The sequence below is a fragment of the Streptomyces sp. NPDC002742 genome (assembly GCF_042888885.1).
Classification (GTDB): Bacteria; Actinomycetota; Actinomycetes; order Streptomycetales; family Streptomycetaceae; genus Streptomyces.
This window is the reverse complement of sequence record NZ_JBIAQF010000036.1, coordinates 1-18,418: the sequence shown is the minus strand read 5'-3', so window position 1 is coordinate 18,418 and position 18,418 is coordinate 1. Positions and strand designations below refer to the sequence as shown.

Annotated in this window: 11 protein-coding genes, 1 tRNA gene and 1 pseudogene; 8 read left to right on the top strand and 5 right to left on the bottom strand. The window is 72.0% G+C overall.

Annotated elements, in window-relative coordinates:
* Nucleotide 1: 1 nt before the first annotated feature.
* Nucleotides 2-535 (bottom strand): hypothetical protein, encoded by a 534-nt coding sequence (locus ACFYW8_RS39430; protein ID WP_351490231.1) that lies wholly within the window; start codon nucleotides 533-535, stop codon nucleotides 2-4.
* A gap of 564 nt (nucleotides 536-1,099) precedes the next feature.
* On the opposite strand from ACFYW8_RS39430, the gene ACFYW8_RS39425 reads away from it, so the two are divergent.
* The 4 genes from ACFYW8_RS39425 to ACFYW8_RS39410 all read left to right on the top strand — a co-directional run bounded on the left by ACFYW8_RS39425 (nucleotide 1,100) and on the right by ACFYW8_RS39410 (nucleotide 6,321).
* On the top strand, nucleotides 1,100-1,363 hold the full coding sequence (locus ACFYW8_RS39425; protein ID WP_215072324.1) for a hypothetical protein: 264 nt from the start codon (nucleotides 1,100-1,102) through the stop codon (nucleotides 1,361-1,363).
* Nucleotides 1,364-1,365: 2 nt separating this feature from the next.
* Nucleotides 1,366-2,328 (top strand): hypothetical protein, encoded by a 963-nt coding sequence (locus tag ACFYW8_RS39420; protein WP_215111811.1) that lies wholly within the window; start codon nucleotides 1,366-1,368, stop codon nucleotides 2,326-2,328.
* Nucleotides 2,329-3,819: 1,491 nt separating this feature from the next.
* Nucleotides 3,820-5,700 carry a DnaB-like helicase C-terminal domain-containing protein gene (locus tag ACFYW8_RS39415; RefSeq protein WP_389090343.1) on the top strand — a complete coding sequence of 627 codons (1,881 nt, stop codon included), beginning with the start codon at nucleotides 3,820-3,822 and terminating at the stop codon, nucleotides 5,698-5,700.
* Nucleotides 5,701-6,321, top strand: a complete 621-nt coding sequence (locus ACFYW8_RS39410; protein ID WP_215109913.1) for a hypothetical protein — start codon at nucleotides 5,701-5,703, stop codon at nucleotides 6,319-6,321. It begins immediately after the preceding gene.
* A 219-nt stretch (nucleotides 6,322-6,540) separates the two neighbouring features.
* On the opposite strand, the gene ACFYW8_RS39405 is transcribed toward ACFYW8_RS39410, so the two are convergent.
* The 3 genes from ACFYW8_RS39405 to ACFYW8_RS39395 form a co-directional block, all read right to left on the bottom strand.
* Nucleotides 6,541-7,629, bottom strand: coding sequence for a helix-turn-helix transcriptional regulator (locus ACFYW8_RS39405; protein WP_351490224.1), 1,089 nt, complete (start codon nucleotides 7,627-7,629; stop codon nucleotides 6,541-6,543).
* Nucleotides 7,630-7,639: 10 nt separating this feature from the next.
* Nucleotides 7,640-7,957: a hypothetical protein gene (locus tag ACFYW8_RS39400; RefSeq protein WP_215109911.1), complete on the bottom strand. Its 318-nt coding sequence runs from the start codon at nucleotides 7,955-7,957 to the stop codon at nucleotides 7,640-7,642.
* An 821-nt stretch (nucleotides 7,958-8,778) separates the two neighbouring features.
* Nucleotides 8,779-8,976 (bottom strand): hypothetical protein, encoded by a 198-nt coding sequence (locus tag ACFYW8_RS39395; protein WP_327216512.1) that lies wholly within the window; start codon nucleotides 8,974-8,976, stop codon nucleotides 8,779-8,781.
* 1,190 nt (nucleotides 8,977-10,166) lie between these two features.
* Between ACFYW8_RS39395 and ACFYW8_RS39390 the strand changes: the two genes are divergently transcribed.
* From ACFYW8_RS39390 to ACFYW8_RS39375, 4 genes and pseudogenes are all read left to right on the top strand, one after another.
* Nucleotides 10,167-12,128, top strand: coding sequence for a hypothetical protein (locus ACFYW8_RS39390; protein WP_215109910.1), 1,962 nt, complete (start codon nucleotides 10,167-10,169; stop codon nucleotides 12,126-12,128).
* Nucleotides 12,128-12,541 carry a hypothetical protein gene (locus ACFYW8_RS39385; protein WP_215073653.1) on the top strand — a complete coding sequence of 138 codons (414 nt, stop codon included), beginning with the start codon at nucleotides 12,128-12,130 and terminating at the stop codon, nucleotides 12,539-12,541. Before ACFYW8_RS39390 ends, ACFYW8_RS39385 begins: the two co-directional genes overlap by 1 nt.
* Nucleotides 12,542-13,133: 592 nt before the next feature.
* Nucleotides 13,134-16,910 (top strand): hypothetical protein, encoded by a 3,777-nt coding sequence (locus tag ACFYW8_RS39380; protein ID WP_389090332.1) that lies wholly within the window; start codon nucleotides 13,134-13,136, stop codon nucleotides 16,908-16,910.
* A 216-nt stretch (nucleotides 16,911-17,126) separates the two neighbouring features.
* Nucleotides 17,127-17,201, top strand: a pseudogene (locus tag ACFYW8_RS39375) (transcriptional regulator); the annotation flags it as partial.
* A gap of 107 nt (nucleotides 17,202-17,308) precedes the next feature.
* Here ACFYW8_RS39375 and ACFYW8_RS39370 read toward each other — a convergent pair.
* A tRNA-Met gene (locus ACFYW8_RS39370) sits at nucleotides 17,309-17,385 on the bottom strand.
* Nucleotides 17,386-18,418 lie beyond the last annotated feature (1,033 nt).

The following is an 18,418-nucleotide window of genomic DNA, read 5'->3' as shown; positions in this document are numbered from 1 at the left end:
CTCATGACGATCCACCCTGTGCCGCAGCCTCGGCAACCAGCGCTTGGGCTTTCTCCGACAGCCGGGCCGCCACATCCTCGCTCTGCCCGAAACGGGCCAACCGCCGCGCCAGCTCAAGTGCTTCCGTGAAGGCGCCCTCGCGCTCCAGCAGGCCGATCAACCGTGGCACCGAGGACACCCGCACAAACGCCGCCGGAGCATCAGTGGTGTCGAAGGACACCGCGTGCGGGGTTGCTTCCATCAACTCCAAGTCCAGCAGGGCGAACACCTCAAGCGCGGCGAGGGCCCCAGGCTCCGCACGACGTGTACTCCACAGCCGATCGACCGCGCTCTGCAGAACAAAGTGGTAGTCCCTGGCCGAGCCCGGAAGCTCCAGCGCCTCCCAGACACGGGCGATCAGCTCAGCGCCGCGCGCGTCGAACGGCACATGCCGGCTGGCCGGTGTCGCAGACGTACTCCCCTCGGCGGTCGGCCACATCGGCGAGCCGTACGACTCGTCCGGACGAATCCCTGCGCCCGGCAGCGCCTCCCGCACGACACCCGGGCTCCCGGCAAAGGCAAGGCCAGGGACAGCCGCCATGCGCTCAAACCATGCCCCCACGTTCCCCCTTCACGCAAAGAGGCATGCACCCTCACCTACAGCGAAGTCGCCCCACCCGCCCCCTGCGGTGCTTCATTGTCGCAGCCACACACTCTCTGCACCCCGAAAGGGGATATGTACTCCGCTCTCCGTCACCCGCCCCGGCGGGCTGCTGCCGGCCACAGAAGGGGAACCAGACGCCCTTGTCGCCCACTCGACCTCGTGTCCTGGGTCGGGAATTTCGCTTCACACGCCTCTCGGCCAGCTGCACCCGGGATGGCGCACACTCTGGATGGTTTCGGGTTAACTCGATTTTCCAGGTGGTCTGAGCAGGGACGAACGACGTACCTGCGTTTCACGACGGTGAACACGTCAGCCTGAACGGGCGCCGATCAGACTGGCCTTGAGAGCGTTGGCGAGGGAACCTTGAGGCATCGACGGCGGGCACGATCCCGCACCAATCCCTTCCCGAATCACCCGGGTTGGGTGCCTCACCCCTACCTTCCTGGAGTTGCTCTCATGTCCGCCTTTCCCCTGCCCGCCGCCAGCCCCGAGCCGTCGGCGTTCTGCTCCACCCGCCTCCCCGCCCGCACCCGGCCGGGTCGGCTGGGCATCCCCGAGGTCGTGGTCATCGTCGTGGTCGTCCTGGCATCGGCCGGACTGGCCGCCGGCAACCGGCCCGTCCCGGCCGCGCTGGTCGTGGTGGCCGCCGCCGTGGCCGACCTGATCACCGGCCGCCGCTCCAGCGAGGTCGCCAAGCCCTCCCGCCGCCGCAGCCGGTGACGATGGGCCGCCCCACCAAACCCGTCGCCGTCGGCACCAGCCCCCGACTGCGGGTCCTGGCCGCCTACCTGCGCCAGCTCAAGGGCGAGACCCGTACCACCTACGCCGCCCTGTCCGAGCGCACCGGCCCACCGGACACGCCCGGGTACCGCGGGGCTTCCACCCTCAGCCAGGCCGCCCGCGGCACCCACCTGCCCCCGCTCGAGACCGTCCTCGCCTACGCCCGCGCTGCCGGCGACCCCGGCAGCCACTCCACGCAGCGGCGGGAAGCGACAGCCCTGAGCCTGTGGAAGGCAGCTGCAATCGAGAAAGCCCGCCCGCAGCTGACCGGCCGCGGCCGACGCACCCGGCAGGTCCGCACCCCCGCCTCCCTGGGCCAGGAACTGACGCGGCTGCGCCTGCGGGCCGGCCGGCCCGCTTACAGCGCCATCGAGAAGGCGACCAAGGCCGACGGGCACCGTGTACCGCGTTCGACAGTCCACCTGATCCTGGGCGGGAAGGTCCTGCCCAGCCGAGAGCAGCTGTCCGGGCTCCTGAAAGCCTTCGACGTGAGCGTCGTGGACGCCGCCCAGTGGCACGCGGTCCTTGACCGCATCGAGGACCGCCGGCAACCGCCCGAGCCGCCCCGGCGAGGCAGAGGGTACGTGTGCGCGGACGCCGACCCGGCTGTGCAGGAGTACCTGGAACGCCGCGAGCGCGACGAGGAGATCAAGCGCCGTACCGGGCAGATCCATCCGGACGAGACGTACGAGGACTACGAAGAACGGATGCGCGAGAGGGTGTTCCAGCAGCAGACCTCGGACGACTGGCTGTACGAGGACTACGACGAACCTAAGGGCGACGACGAGCCGGAGGACGAGGCCCAGAGGCAAGCGTGGGCCGCTGAGCAGGCCGCCTTCCGAGCCCAGTTGAAGGCCTTGGTAGAGCGCGCCACCCCCACGGGGCAGGTTGCCGATCATGCCTGACAGCTCTACCGGCTACCGTCTTCCGCCCATCGCCACCCATCCTCCCGGGCAGGATCGGGCGTGATCACCCGCGACTCCCACCCTGGCGTTACATAATTCCGCCCGACATTATGTACCGTCAGCTAGGGTAGGTGGCAGCGTTACATTTTTTGGCGGTCCGGTCGTTCCGCACCTGCTGGCGGCCGCTGCCGAGCCGACTGCTCGACCTTCCCCTCGCAACCCGCTTGCCGCTTCTGCTCTTGGAGTCCCCGGGTGTCCTCCTCGCGTTCATCCCACACCGCCGGTGAGGCGTCTTCCGGCGCTGCCGTGCCGGAAAACTCCGCCCACACTGCCCCGCCTGGAGCCTCAACGGAGCCGTCCGACCAGGCTCCGAGCTGGGCGGGCAACTGGCCCCTGAGTTTCCCGACGCCTCCCACCCCGTCCGCAGCGGCCAAGACAGCCTCCGAAGACGCTGGCCGCCGACACGGCGAGGACAGCCAACCCGAGTCAGTTGAGGGCCCGTTGACCAAGCCGGGAACAACCTCCACCGCCCCTGACGTGGAAACACCACACTCCCTGCCGCGCACCGGCCCGGCGACGCTGCACGAGGCCCGCAGCACACTCAAGCAGATGATCAACGCCGCCATCGAAGGGCACCCCACACCCCTGACGCGCGGCCCGCACCATGCACTGCTTACCACCCCCGCCCACGCAACCGAACTGGGCTGGGACCTCACCCAAGCCCCAACCCACAGCTTCGCGGGCGCTCGCAAAACGCTGGGGGACCTGATCCAGTACGGCGCGGAGGGCCACCCCCAGGTGCTGTGCCGCCACAAGGCCCCCGTCGCCGTACTGCTCGCCGCAGCCGTGGACGGCACCCCCGCCCCGCCCGCACCTCAAGCCGAGCCCACACCCGACACAGCAGCTCCGGCTGCAACAGCAGCCCCGGACTCCACCACAACACCCCCTGAGGGCCGGCAAGCGGTCCAGAACCCCCTTCCGACCACAGCAGCCGAAGCCGATGCCGCCAGAGACCTCGCACCCGTGCCGACAACTACCCCTGCCGAAGCGGCCGCTGCACCCACCACGCCCTCGGAACCACAGCCGGAACCGGCGCCAGCAGCCCAAGACACGCCTGCGCCTGCCAGTACACCCCCCGCCTCACCCGGCACCATCCCGGCCCCACCGGCCCCGCCGACCATCCCCACCGGCTCGCCAGCCGCTACCGCTCCAACCCCCGCCACCCCCACACCCGGCCCCCCGGCACTCCAGCACCCGGTCACACCGCCGACCGCCCTCCCCGGACCCCCCTCGGCCCCACCCGAGCAGGGCCGGCCGGCCCCCGCTCCCGCGACGCCCGGTACCGGCCATGAGACCGCCATCGCGGCCGGCGGCCCACCAGCCATCACTGCGCCGCGCACTCTGCGGCGCCTGGCCGCACTCGCGCAAGCCCTGGACACCGTCCTCCCGACCACCGTCCCCACCGGTGAAACCACCACACCCACACCCCTGATGGGTCTGTCGACCGGCATCCGCGCCCTGGACGACGCCCTCGGCGGCCTGCAGCCCGGCCGCTTCTATCTCGTTGCCGCCGCCCCAGGCGCCGGGTCCAGCCTGATCGCCACTGCCGCCTCACGCACCAGCGCCCTCGACCAGCACCGACCCGTCCTGTACGCCGCCTCTGGACTCACCCGCGCCGACATCGCCGCACGCATCGTCGCCGCGCACCTGCCTGTCGACTACCGTCGCCTGCGAGCCGGCCGCCTCACTCCCACCGAGCAGGACGACGCCGCGGCCCTCCACCACCACCTGGCCTCAGCCCCGCTGTACATCGACGACGGCACCGATCTGACCACCGACGCGATCGCCGAAAGCGTCCCGGACCTGCCCGGCCTGGCCCTCGTCGTGGTCGACCGCCTGCAGACCACCGAAGACCCCCGGCTGCCGCTGTCCGGCACGGCCCAGATCACCGACGCCGCCCAGGCCCTCGCCCACCTGGCCCGCACCCACGAACTCCCCGTCCTCGCCGCCGTCGACACCGACGACCCCCAGCTGATCGCCGCGCTCAGCCTCGACATCACCATCACCCTGACCCGCGACGCCGACCAGATCCACGCCACCATCACCGAACGCGACCTCGGCCCGCAGACCACCCTCACCCTCCACGCCGACCTCGCCCACGCCCGCATCACCGACCCCACCCACCCCTACGCCAGCCCCACCCCAGCGCCACAGACACCACCGACCGCGAGCCCGCACACCCCCCCCGCACAGACACCGCAAGCGCCCCTCCAAGCCCCCACCAGCCCGCCCCCGGACCCCACGCCCACCGAGCCCGCCCCGACAGCCCACACCGCCGCCCCACGCAGGCCATCGCCCCGCCCCACCACCGCCCCACCCCCGCCCGAGGGCGGCTACGCAAACCGGGACTACAGCTACTTCACCGGCATGATCACCCGCGCCGTCGACGAAGCCCTCCACGACCACGACGGTGACATCACCGCCGCAACCGAAGCCCTGGTGAAAAAGGCCGTCCCGAACGCAATGGCCCTGTTCGAAGCAACCCGCGTCGGCGGGAATTACGAACACACCGTCTACCCGGAAACCCTCGAATTCCTCCGAAAGAAAACCAAAGACGGCGCCGACGAAATCTGGGAAGGCCGCCACAACTGGACCAACACCCACCTCATGGACGCCCTCCAAAACGGCACCCACCCCCCGATCACCGTCAACGCCCTCGACACCAACGCCAGCTTCCTGTCCGCCTTCAAAACCCACCTGCCCATCGGCGCCCTCATCCACGACCCCAACGGTGGCTTCGACCCCAAGCGCTCCGGCATCTACTGCCTCCCCACCCGCCCCACCTGGCACCACCCCGACCTGCCCGACCCGATCGGCAACCGCCGCGAAGACGGCCCCGTCCTCCTCGACGACGCCACCATCCGCCTCCTCGTCCGCTGCGCCCGCCTCGGCCTGTGCGAGGCCCCACACATCACCGAATGCTGGACCTCCGGCACCAGCGAAGGCCTCCTGGAAAAATTCCGCCGCGTCCTGACCGAAGCCCGCGAAAAAGCCATCAAAGCCGACGACGCGGTGACCATCGAATACATCAAAGCCATGTACTCGAAATTCACCTCCACCATCGGAGAATCAAGCGTCAACCGCGACATCCGCCGACCTGACTGGATGCACATCATCCGCTCCCAGGCATTCGCCAACCTCTGGTATAAATCCCACCGAGCCCACAGCAACGGCCTGACCGTCGTCCGCGTCCGCGGCACCGACGAACTCCACGTAGCAGGCGACTGGCGCACCGTATTCACCGAAGGCCGTCTCACCACCCAGATGAAACAAAAAGACCAATACCCCCTGCCGAGGAAGAGCGCCCGATAGATGTCGACCGACGGATGGAAGAACTTCGGCAACTACGGCGCAGACCGCGACCCCGGAAACGTCCACGGAAAAGTCGCCCTCGCCCGCGCTCTCGAAGACGCCCTCGAACGCATGATCATCGACGGCGGAATCAAATCCCCAGTCGACACCCGCCGCGGCCTGAAAGCCCGCATGCGCTACCTCACCACCACCAAAAGCGGCCCCCAAGCCCTAGCCAACGCCGGCATCCACGCCACCCCCGCCACCATCCGCGCCTGGACCCGCGGCACCCAGCGCCCACGCCCAGCCAACCTCGAAGCGATCGACACCGCCTACTGGAACCTACGAGCCCACAACGTGCTCACCAACCCTGGCGCCCTCAAGCAACACCTCAACCGCAACGGCCGCGGCACCCGCATCGAGATCCACCCCGTCAACCAGACCACCGTCGACGAGCCACGCCGCCGCGACAACCTGAGGATCCAGCACCGGCAGGTCCGCTACATCTGGGACGACGCCGTCGACGCCCTCGTCGCCAGCGACCTGGACACCATGGAAGACCTCTGGGACGACGTCATCGCCGAGCTCGACTCCGACTGGGGCGCCTACACCTACGTCTCCTACATCGGCATCGGCGCCTGACATGACCACTGACGGTCTGCGAGGGAGTGCCAATTGGACCTCGTCGTCTGGGCGTCAGTGGCGCAGGTGCGATGCCATCGTCGTTGGTGCGGACGGGTGGTGCTCACCCGTTGTGGCATGAGTGACGAAGAGCCATGTCATTCTCATGCGACCACCAGCCTCGCCGCCTCTCCGTGCTCGTGGGGCTGCTGCTCGCCGTGCTGGTCGCCACCGTGGTGGTCAGGCGGCGCGGGCGTCGGCCTTGGGCGGTGGCGGTTCTGGGACGCGGGCGCCCGTCAACGCCGGGGGAGGGCCGGGCCGTTGCTGGTGGGTTTTGATCTGGTAAAGGACCGTGCCGGCGTCGGGGGTGTGGGTGATGAGGTCGATGCCGTGGTCGTCGGTGGTGCGGGCGATGACGGGGGTGTCGGGTGGGGTGGTGCCGTTGCGGTGTGCTTCCCGGCTGGCCGACCGGTACATGACGGCGAAGGCGTCCGCGAGTACCTGGACGCCCGCGGCCATGACGGTGGGAGCGTTGCGGATGCCGGGGTCTGCGGCGAGGGCTTCGATGGCCGGTCTGATGCCTGCGGCCAGCCGGTCGACGTCGTAGCGGGCGCGGTGTGCGGCGAGGCCTTCGATGGCCGGTCTGATGCCCGCGGCGAGCCGGTCGAAGTCGTAGTGGATGCCGATGTCTGGTCCGCCGTACGCCAGGGGGACCGGGTGGCTGCGGCGGATCAGCTGCGTGAGCTGCCTGCGCGGGGGTGCGGGTCGGGTGCCGCGCTGGGCGGTGACGTGCTGGTAGGCGTCGAGGTACGGGCGCTGTGCGGCCGGATGGATGCCGCACACGGTGAAGAACGTGATCAGCTGCTCGCGGCTGGCGGGCAGGGCCTTGCGGTTGACGATCCGCCAGGCGGTGGCGAGCGGCACCCGTGCCCGGCCCGGCCGGTCGAAGTCGCGCAGGGGCGGGGCGCCGGCCCGTTCGTAGGTTTCGACCAGGACGAGGCTGAAGTCGCGCGCGTCGCGGACGAGGTTGGGGGCCGGCGCCTGGAGCGCGCGGGGCTTGCCGCGCTGGGCGGTGCGGCCGAGGGCGTACAGGCGGCGGGCCTTGTCCTGGTCGGCCGGGCTGGCGCCGCAGGCGCGGACGTAGGCGTCGAGGACGGCCGGGGTGGGGGCGGCGGTGCCGGACTCGGCGCGCTGGACGGCGCTGCGGGAGATGTTGGCGGCGTGGGCCACGGCGCGCTGGGGCAGCCGTGCGGTGTGGCGCAGGGCGGTCAGGTGTTCGGCGAGGTGGGCGAAGGGGCGCTCCGCGTCGCGGGCGGGGGTATGGGTCATGACGGACCGCCTACTTGCCCGCGTCGCGCACGGCGGCCTCGGCGAGGACGGCGAGCAGACGGCGGCCGCCGCCGGCCGCGGCCAGGGTGGCCGCGCCGATCGCGCCCAGGCCGCCCAGCAGTGTGAAGACGCTCTCCAGCGGGGTGTCGGCGAGGAACAGGCCGCTGCCCAGCGCGAGGACGCACAGCAGCAGGATCAGCGCGTGCGTGGGGCCGAACCGCCCCGCCGCCGGGGCCGGTTCGGCGCTCTCCGCCGCCGCGGTGGCGGTGTGGGTGCAGGAGCAGGGCGCGGCCGGTGTGGCTGGGCGGGAGGCGAAGGTGTCGCTCATGGTGCGCAGGACTCCGTCCTGACGGGGGCCGCCGGCAGAGTGCCGGGGCCCGGGGTACTGGTCGCAAGGGTGCGCGGCCCAGGGGCAGTTGGACCCTGCCGGTGATCGGGCTGCGCGGCACAAGCCTTCCACGCACGGCGGTCGCCCCGCCCCGCACAGCGCCCCTTATAGCCGTTATGAGAAGTTCTGGCCTCGCGGGTGTTCCCCGCCTCGCAACCGAATCAGCGGCCCGGCCGGGGCGGGAACACCGGTACGTCGGCGGTGAATTGCCGGGGCGCCGCCTCCGAGGCGGCCCACCGTTTGTTCCAGCCGATTTGCGGTCTGGGCCCCTCCACCAAGACGGTGGTGGACAGCACGGCACCGGCGGCGAGTCCGCCGGTGTCCTCCTGACGGCTCCTGGTCGCAAGCCCGAACCCGTTTTGAGGACTCTGGCAGGCGCGTTGGACCCGCGCCCGCCGACACGTCGGTCCGGCACCGCCCTCGGTGCCGGACCGACGCGCATGCCCGCCACCGCACCGGCGCCCGGCCGGGGTGCCGGTACGAGGGGTGTTCTGCTACTCACCGCCCGCCCGCGAACCGGTGCTGTGCTCCTCCCCGCCCGCTGCCGGTCCGGTGAGTGAGCGTTGTTGGCCGGCTGCGCCGCGCACGAACATGTCGACATCGCCGCCGGCGTATCCCGTCTGGCCGGCATGGAGGCGGGACACGAGGGGCTGTGCCGTCCGCCGGTACCTCTCCGGGTATGCGGGGCTTCCCGGCCGCTCCCGGGGGCCGGTCGGCATTATGACCGACCGGACCCCGGACGCATCCCGCCCCGAGGCGGTTCAGCAACTGCTGGGCGGGGACGGGCAGGACGGCGCCGGAGCGACGACCGGGGTCTGCGCGGCCGGCGGCTGGGACGCCAGGCCGAGCCCCACAAGGACCGCCGCGACGGCGGCACCCGCCGTGATCGCCATGTACAGGTCCCCGCGGGGCGGGATCTCGCTGCTGCGCCTCTTGGTGTCGAGGTAGACGGCGACCAAGGGTTTCTCCTGCTGCCTGTACGAGGGGGCCGGGGGACCCGGACACCGGGAGCTCCTGGGACATGGCCAGCCGCCAAGCAAGGACCGTGTTTCCAGGGCTCTCCCGTATGCGCGGGCCCGTGGACACCAACGACGCTACCGGCAGGGTCTGACAATGAGACGTCCGTGCCAAAACCCTCCTGGCCAGGCCTGTTGTCAGTGCCGTGAGCGCCACGACCGACCGCCCCGACGCGCCGACCGGCACCATCCCCTCCTCCCGCACCGGGGCCGACGGCCCCGGTCCCGCACCTCACCGACCAGGGTCCCGGCAGGGACCCGGCCTCCACCCCCACACGGCCCCCGACAGGGGGCACGCCTCACGCCGGCCAACGGCCGGCCCGGCGTTCGACGCGCCGCTCTCCGCCCGGCCGCGCCCCGGACCGCCCGCGAGGGGTCAACTGACCTTCCTAGTGCGGTGGTTGACCTGCAGTTCTGGTCGAAATCTGCGTATGGGTGATCGGCCGGAGCGGGTTGGAGGCCTTCGAGCGGACGCCGCCGGCGGCGCGAGCGTCGTACGGCGCCGACCGGGTCCGAGGGAGCGACCAGCGCAACTCGGCGTCCCGGCCCGGGGATTCGTCCGCCGTACGGCGGACGTGCTCCCGGAGCCGGGGGAAAGCGCGGGTCTCCGTACGTCGTGGAACGGGTCCGGTTCTGCTGCTCGTCCACCCGCCGCGCGCCGTACGCGCCGTGGCGAGGCTGTACGACGGTGTCGTCCGCGGCGCCCCGGCGGAGCGGACGTCGAGGTGACCCGCCGGCCGTACGGTAGGCGACCCCCACTCAGCCCCTGACGGGCCGTCGGGCGAGATCGTGCAGGTCGCAGCCGGTCGGATCGGAAAGACCGTCAACTCGCGTACTGCGCCCGTTCGGATGGGCGTACCCTTTTGTCATCGTCGCCGCCGAGGGCGGCCTGTTGTGCAGCCGGTGGACACCGCGGTATCCACCGGCAAGACCTGAGTACGCCGCCCGCACGTCACGGGGCGGGTACCCGGATCCGCCTGCGGGTCACCGAAGCGACGCCGGGTCAGCCCAGCGACGGACCGCGGTCCTCACCAGGCGGGCACGGGTGCGTTGCGCTCCGATGGCGCTCTGCTCGCGTACGCCGGTCACCGGCCGCGAGCCCGCCTCGCGCCGGCCCATTCGATTGAGGCCCTGTGAGCACCATCGACATCCCTGACGAGCACGACGACATCGACGGCATCGAGGTCATCGACATCCGCTCCGGCGACCGCTCGACGCCGTTCGAGCACCGCGTCGAGCCGGTCAGCAAGACCACCAAGGCGATCAAGTTCCTCGAGAGCGCCGGCGTCCAGATCTCCCCTGCCGCCGTCCGCCGGATCGCGTTCGGAGCGGTCGAGCCCGGACTCCTCGAAGGCGCCCGCCTGGAGCGCCACCGCGTCGAGACCGGCTGGCTGAGCGTCATCACCTACCGCGCGTACACGCTGCTGCTGTCCCCCGCGATCGAGAACGACCGGCTCCTCGACGAGGCCCACTACGCGGCCGACCCGGACACCAGCGACCACCAGCGGGTCCTGTCCATGCCCACCGCGCACGACACCGACGCCACCCTCGTCTACGCCGACGCCATGGACGACCTCCTCGCCGCCATCGACCGGGCGTCCAAGGGCGTGAGGAAGAACAACCCGCAGGAAGTCGGCCGGCGCATCGTGGAGCGGCCCCTGACGGCCGTCCCTGTCACCTTCCTCAACCCCGGACGCCACCCCGACGACGACCTGAGCCTCGTCGACGGCAACAGCCGCTGGGCGTCCTGCACCGCCGACATCAAGGTCCCGTCCAGCTCGATCCGCCCCACCAACGCCAAGGACCCCGACAGTCTGCTTCCGTCCCACCTCATGCGGCTTCCCCTCGCCGAGCGGCGGGATCTCGTCCGGGAGATCGTCAAGAACGCCCACCGCGACATCAACGCCGCCACCGGCACGAGCAGGGCCGCCTGTGCCAAGCGCGACCAGGCCGCCAGGCTCCTCAACGCGATGACCGTCCCGGTGCAGGTCATCGTCGGCTACACCGACGACAACCCGACCATGGGCATGGGACGCTTCCCCGTTGCGGTCCGCTCGCTGCTGATGCGAATGAACGTCGGGGTGAAGTCGTTCGATCCGTCCTCGAAGAACAGCGTCACCGCCGAGGAGATCGTCACCGCCCTGTTCGATGCCGGCGAGCTCGGCGACAACGCCCAGGCCGTGCGGGACGTCCTCCTCGGCCGCGCCGACGTCACCGACGCCATGAAGTCCCTCGGACTCAACTCCGCCTTCCGCGACCTGCGGTTCACGTACGTCGTCCAGCAGCTCACCCGCAAGGAGCCCCGGCTGAACGCGGTCATGGCCGCGAAGCTCGACAAGCGCCGCCTCCAGGTCACCCACCGCAGCGGCCCGATCGTCGAACTCGGCCTGCGCTCCTACTCCAGCCTCCCCAAGGAGAAGCTGGCGCCTGTGCGCACCGCGCTGGACACCGGCTGCCTGTGGCAGGCCCTCGCCGACCATGAGTGGTCCGTCGAGAACATCGACAACGACCAGGCCGTGGACGACCTCCTGGAGCGCGCCGACAACGGCGACGTCCCCGCCCGGCTGCTCCTCGGCGTGATCGCCATGGTCACCCTCGTCACCAGCGGCTACCTCCTCGCGCCAGGCGGCTCCGCCGAGCAGATCGTGGGCAACATCAAGGTCATGCGCGCCGGCGTCGGCACGGTCATCAAGACCGTCCTCGACACGAAGGAGGGCCGGCAGGTGCTCGCCGACGCGATCAAGCGGATCCGGGCCAACCTGCGCCCGCGGTGGTGGGCCGACGGCCACCTCGTCGAGCAGGACGGCTGGAAGGGCAGCGACTTCAACGCCCACCTGCGCCTCGCCGCCAACCACGGGTTCGCCCCCGAGGGCTACCAGAACGATCCCACCGCCACCGAACTGGAGGACAAGGCCCTCACGGCCTTCCAGATGTCCCTCACCGCGGCCGGCGCCGACCTCGACGACCTGATCGCCCTGCGCAAGATGAACGGCACCACCACCGAACTCTCCTGGACCGTCGTGGAGCCGTCCTTCAAGCAGCTCAGCTTCATGGGCAACGACCTCGCCCGCATCGCCGAGGGCGAGCCGCGCTGATGACCGACACCACCTGGGCCGGCGTCGTCGTCATCACCGACGAGCGGTACGCCATGCTCGCCCGGCTCGCGGGCCAGTGGCTCGTCGAACCGCAGCCCGAGCCGATCCCCATCGGCGAGGACTCCGGGTACGAGGACAAGGCCATCTACATCGCGGTCAACCGCAACGGCAACGCCTGCTACTGCGGGAAGACCGCCCCCACCCGGGCCCTGAACCGGGGGGCCGCCGCGACCAGGCTCGGCCAGCACATCAACGGCAGCACGTCGAAGCGGGACGAGTGGGTCGAGTACTGGGTGATCCCGCTGCGTGACGCCACCCCCGGCCACGTCGTCTCCGCCCTGGAAAAAACCGTGGCCGCCCGCCTCGGCATTCCGCTCGTGCACCGGACGCGCATGCCGCGCCGGCGCACCTGACCCCCGACCGGCCGAAACCACAGCCGACACCGGAAACACACATGGGCCCCCGCACCGGGAGGACGGTGCCGGGGGCCCACCCGCTCCGGGGCCAACAGCCCCGGTCCCGCACCCGAGTCGACCAGGGTCCCGAAAGGGACCCGGCCTTACCCCGCACGCGGCCCCCGACAGGGGGCACGCCCCCGCCGGCCAACGGCCGGCCTCTTCCCGATCGAAGCGCTGCTCCCCGTCCGCCCTTGCCGCGGCTGCGCACCAACCTGACCACCAGGGCACTGGGCGCCGCCTGAGGGGCTTTCACAAATTCACACACTTTCACGCACGCGCCCATGCGAGAGCGTGCGGCCGTACGGCGACGCCCGCCATGTGCTGCGCCCCGGGCGAGGCCGTACGCCGGGTGCCCACCGGGACCCGGCCGTGGTGACGAGCAGCAGCCGGCCGTGTCGTACGACCGCCTTGCCTCGGTGCGCGCCGAGGCGGGCAGGGCGGTGTCGGCGGCCGGCACGTGGGGAGGAGCGGCAGGTCGGGCGGGTGGCTATGGCGGATTCGCCATAGCCGGTCCGCCGGTGGTGGCCGGCGGGTCTACGGTGCGGGGATGAGCGACGAGGTGGCGCCGGCCGGCGCGAGCGTGCTGCCCGAGGTCGACGACGTCCTCGCGGACGCCCTGACGGCGCAGGGGGAGGCGGGCGTACGGGCGTTGGGGCTGCTGCGGGACGCCCACCGGGTCCTGGCCGGGGCGGGGTTCGTACGGCCGGCGGAGGTGGCCGCGGCGTGTGTGCGGTCCGCGGCGGACTCGCTGCTGGGCCTGCCCGGTGCCCCGGTCACGGTGGGACTGAAGCCCGCAGCGGAAGGCCTGCTGGCCGCGGTGGATGCCGTCGCGCCCCCCGCCGCCGAGGTTTCCGGGCCGGACGGGCCGGCCGGGCCGGCCGTCCCGGCAGGCGCCGCGCCCTCGGCCGGTGCGGCCTCCCCGTCCGACGGGCCGGCCGCCGAAGCCGGCACCGCCGATGCCGACGACGCGGCTGGTGGCGCGTCCGCCGGGGCGAGTGCGGCGTGGGAGCGGGTGACGGCCGCCGCGGACGTGCTGCGCGACGAGCTCAACCGCCCGGGCCGGTATCACCAGGCGCGGGCGCGGGGCATCGTCGAGCGGCTGATGAAGGTGGAGCTCGGTGCGGCGCAGGAGACGGCGCTGGATGTGTGGGGGACCGTCTACGGGGTGGCCTCGGGGATCCTGCACGGCCGTGCGGCCCACGCCGGCGAGGCCGCCGTCCTGTACGCGGACATCCTCGGCGCGGCCCGCAACCTGCTGGTGCCGCTCCCGGACCGTGCGGCCCGTGTCCTGGAGCTGGTCGCCCTCCAACACTCGGAAGCCACCGAGGCGAAGGAGCTCGCCGGCTGGGCGGACCCGCGCGCCACCGACTACTTCTTCCGCTCCGGCCCGGCCACGGCGTGGCTGAACGTGCTGCAGGAGCACGCGCCGCACCTGCTGATGCCGGACGGGGCGGCCGGCGGACGGTGGCCGGCCGCCCCGTTCCTCGACCACGTCGCCGCCGCCGACCCGGATGCCGTCCGCACCTGGCTGAGCGAACCCGCCGACCAGGGTGCCCCCGGTGTCCTGCGGGCCCAGCAGATCGCCGCCACCGGCCGCCTCGCCCTTAACGCGCTGCTGGGCGTGGCCGTACGCCGCTGGGACGCCGTCGATGCCGCCCAGCTCCAGGCCGTGTTGGCCGGCCCCGGTGTCCGGGACGGGGGCGGCCTGGAGGTGGGGGCGACCCTGCGCCTGGCCGCGAGGTGGGCCCGCGCGGTTCCGCGCGCCGAGCGGACGGGGCAGTGGATCGGTGTGGTGGAGGAGCTGCTGACCGGCGCGGTCGAGGACGAGCACACCGGCCACCTGGCACTGCGGACCGTCGCCGAACGCGCCGCCGCCGAGACACAGACCTCCGGCGGCGCCGCCGGGGAGCCTGCGGCGGCCGGTGTGGTGGACGAGAAGGAGATGCGCGAGCTGGCCGCCCTGGAAGGCGCGTCCCGTCTACCCGATCACGACGTCGCCATGCTGGTACGGGAGTTGGCATGCACCGCCTACCCGGCCGGCCACCGCGGCCCCGCGCACCGCAACATCGGCGCCGTCCGGGTGGTCCTGGCCAAACTGCTCGCCCACGATGTCGAGTTGACCGCCGAGGAGGCCCGGCCGGTCGTCTTCCACGCCGACCTGGACCGGGTGCGCCTCGGTGACACCGCGGCGTTCGGCGGGCCGCGGCTGGCGCGCGCCGTGCTGGACGTGGCCGCGGCGGACGCGGACGCCGGCACCGGCCTGGCCCAGCGCACCCGCCAGTTCCGGCGGGTGGCCGGCCTCGATGCCCGCCTCCACACCCGCCTGATGGCCGCGCACCTCGCCCACCGTCCACCGGCCGCCGGCGCCCTGGACGGCCAGGAATGGTGGCAGGAGGGCCTCGCGCTCGTCCCGCAGGCCCTGGCCGCCGGTCCCGACCCGGAGCCGGCCCGCCTCGTCGAGCTGCTCCTCGCCGCCTGCCCGCCCGAGCACACAGCGCAGCTGGAGTCGGACGTCCGTACGGCCCTGGGCACCCCGCCGCCCGCCGCCCTGGTCGAGGAGGTGCTGCCCGCCGACGCCGACCAGGCCGACGGGAGGGCCGAGCCGCTCGCCGGCTGGCTGCGGGTGTGGGACTGGTCGCCCGTCCTGACCTCCACGGTCCTTCAGGGCTGGGAGCCGTTCCTCCAGGCGCTGCGCCGCCTGGAGCCCGCCGGCCCGTCCGACCCACGCGCCCAAGCCGTGCTGGAACCGAGCAAGACCACCACGGCCCTTCAGGCCGAGAACCTGGTGGAACTGGCGGCCGGACAAGGGCCGGTGGCCACCGCGGCCCGGATCGCCGCCGCCCCGGACGCCGGCGACGACGGGTACGCCATGGTGCTGCTCCGCCTCGTCGCCGCCGACCCGGCCACCTGGACGACCGACGTGCCCGCCGTCCTGGCCGCCCTCAAGCTGCCGGAGCTCGCCGCGTTCTACCTCGCCGCGGCAGCCGTCCACGCCGACCACCCCGGCGCCTTCCCCTCCGGCGCGCTGCCGGCGGCCGTCGCCGCAGCGCTCGAGGTACGCCGCGGCCTCGGCGAGATCGCCCCCACCGTCGGCTCCGACGGCGTACGGCGCCGGCCCGCCGGGGTGTTCTTCGCCGACCAGGCGCTGTTCGACTTGCTCACCGCCGCCTGGCGCGCCGATGCCCTCGCCGGTGACCAGGACAAGGACGCCATGGCGTACCTGAAGGCACTGGTCACCCCGCTCACCCGCCCCGACGGGGCCACCGCCCCCGCCGCGGAGACCAAGGACGGCACCACCACCTCGGTCACCGCTACCCCGGCCCCGGCCGGCGGCCCGGGCGCCGCTGCTTCGGGAACCGCAGGAGAGGCGACGACGCCGACGCTGGTGGGATCGGATCCGGAAGTCCGGGCGCTGGGCTGCCTGCTGGAGTACGCCGTCCACCGGGCCCGTACCGCCGGCGAGATGCCCGAGGACGTCCTGGACACGATCGCCGGCGTCCTCGCCGCGCACGCCGGCCAGGAGGCGGTGGCCACCGCGATCGGGGTGCACCTGCCGGCCCTGCACCGGTACGCGCCCGCGTTCGCCTCCGCCCACCGCACCGCCCTCTACGGGATCGAGCCCGGCCGGCCGTCGCCGGCCGCCTCCTGGCTGCGCTGGGGAGGCCCCGACGGGCAGCTCCTCGCCGCCCTGGACCGCGCCGAGCTCCTCGCCGCGCTGCGCGAGGTGCCCGGCGCCGCCGAGCACCTCGCGCACGCCCTCCTGGCCGACCCCGCCCTCCTGGGCGAACCCGCCGCCTGGTGGACCGAGTTGGCGGCCGGCCCCGGCGACGGCGTGGCCGCGGTCTCCCGCCTGCTGGAGGCGATCGCCGCCCGCACGCCGCACACCGGCGACGACGGCCCGCTCCCGCCGGCCGAGCAGACGCGGGTGGGGGCGGCGGTGGACCTGTGGCGGGCCGCGCTCGCGGCCAGCCTGCCACAGGGGGCGCTGGCCGGTGCGGGTGCCTTCGCGGACGCGGCCGTGGAGGAGACTGTGTGGCTGGAGCTGATGCGGGCGAGCGCTGAGCACTCCCCGGTCCTGACCGACGCCGATCTCGTCGCCGACCGCGCCGCCGCCCACCCCGACCGCGCCGACGCCCTGCTGCTGGCCGCGCTGCTGGTGGCCCAGGCGCCCGGGACGTGGCGGGAGACGGCCGTACGACGCAACGCCCGCGCCCTGCTGGACGCCGCAACCGCGCTGTCCCCCGGCGAACTCCCCCACGGGGTGGGGGAGTTGAGGGCGGCGCTGGTCAACGCGGGCGACGTCGGCGCCGCTGCCCGCCGGTGAGCCGCCCGGCGCCGCGCCCGGCCCACCGCGGCGCCGGCCGCAGCCGTTCACGAGTACGAGCACGAGCCTGAAGGGAGCCGACATGCTGGGAATCCGCGTCCACATCAAAGGGCCGGCCCGACACAAGATCGGCGCCGAGCTGAAGAAGGCGTACGACAAGGGACCCGACAAGGGACCCTCGCCCAGGGCTGCAACAGGTCCTACGGCTTCGTCCACCGCCTGCTCACCGAGGCCGGCACCACCATGTGCTCGCGCGGCGGCCCGAACAGTCGGAGCCGGACAGCCCGTTGACGCGTGACGCCACCCCGGATACGCCCCCGCGACGGCGTACGACGCGGGAACGCTGCTCCGGAACGGTTCCGGCCCCCGGCGACGTGATGTCACCGGGGGCCGGATCGTGGTAGCGGGGGCGGGATTTGAACCTGCGACCTCTGGGTTATGAGCCCAGCGAGCTACCGAGCTGCTCCACCCCGCGTCGGTCTGACCAGGGTAGTGGATGTCGGCGGGACCGGCGGGGTATTTCGCGCTGCGGCGCGGCGGAAGCTGCGTAGCGCGGTGCCGGCGGCGAGCGGGCATCCGGCCGGGGCAGCGGAGTTGAGGACGTCGCTGGACGGTTCTGGACGTCGCCCGGGTCTGAACGGTCGTACGACCGCGTCGGGCAGCTGCTCCCGCTCGCACGACGGTCACCGGCTCGCGGTGCCGTGAGGCCGCCCAGCGGAGGCACGCTGATGGTCTGCGGGGCAGTGTCAGTCGAACGTCGTCGTCCGAGCGTCAGTGGCGCAGGCGCGGCGATCTGGTCATTGACACTGACGGGTGGCGCTCACTCCGTTGCTGGCATGAGTGACGAAGAGCCATGTCATTCTCACGCCGACCGCCACGAGGGCCGACCAAAGAAACCCGAGCACAAGAAAAACGAGCTCCGAATTAGATCCTGATATTCTGCTTCGCGACACAACGATTCACCTCTTTGGAGAACACCATCCGGAGAGGATCAGTACAGAATACCCAACACCCCACCAGAAAGCAGATAATGTAACGCGATTGAATACACCGGAAATGTGCGCCGCTCTCGGTGAGTTACATAATCCCTCTGGGAGATTTTCTGTCACCTTTTCGGGCATCGAATGTTTCACAAGAGGTCCAGACCACTACACCCAGCACGAAGAGTAGCCGTTACATAAATTATGTACCGACCTGAGAGCGTTACATAATGGGTACACATCAGGTGAAGGAGAGGCGCCCGGAGGGCGCTTCAACGCAAGTCAGCTCCACCTCGTCACTAGCAGTCGAGCACCCCAAGAGATAAAACCGCAGGTCAAGAGCGTATGAGAGCACCAAAGCCAAACGATGCCGCTACTCCAATTACGTAACGGGCCAGCGAGGGCCGGCACTCGTTCCCCTAGCCAGCCTGTAACGCCGCGGAGCGGCGTTACAAACCGTCGCGGAGCGACGGTGCAACTCTCCGTCACGTAGTGACGGCGCGGCATGTCTCCGGAGGAGACGGCGCG

Excerpts from the sequence above, each read along its gene's own strand:
- ACFYW8_RS39425 (WP_215072324.1), top strand. The coding sequence starts at position 1,100 with ATGTCCGCCTTTCCCCTGCCCGCCGCCAGCCCCGAGCCGTCGGCGTTC.
- ACFYW8_RS39420 (WP_215111811.1), top strand. The coding sequence starts at position 1,366 with ATGGGCCGCCCCACCAAACCCGTCGCCGTCGGCACCAGCCCCCGACTG.
- ACFYW8_RS39415 (WP_389090343.1), top strand. The coding sequence starts at position 3,820 with ATGGGTCTGTCGACCGGCATCCGCGCCCTGGACGACGCCCTCGGCGGC.
- ACFYW8_RS39410 (WP_215109913.1), top strand. The coding sequence starts at position 5,701 with ATGTCGACCGACGGATGGAAGAACTTCGGCAACTACGGCGCAGACCGC.
- ACFYW8_RS39405 (WP_351490224.1), bottom strand. The coding sequence starts at position 7,629 with ATGACCCATACCCCCGCCCGCGACGCGGAGCGCCCCTTCGCCCACCTC.
- ACFYW8_RS39400 (WP_215109911.1), bottom strand. The coding sequence starts at position 7,957 with ATGAGCGACACCTTCGCCTCCCGCCCAGCCACACCGGCCGCGCCCTGC.
- ACFYW8_RS39385 (WP_215073653.1), top strand. The coding sequence starts at position 12,128 with ATGACCGACACCACCTGGGCCGGCGTCGTCGTCATCACCGACGAGCGG.
- ACFYW8_RS39380 (WP_389090332.1), top strand. The coding sequence starts at position 13,134 with ATGAGCGACGAGGTGGCGCCGGCCGGCGCGAGCGTGCTGCCCGAGGTC.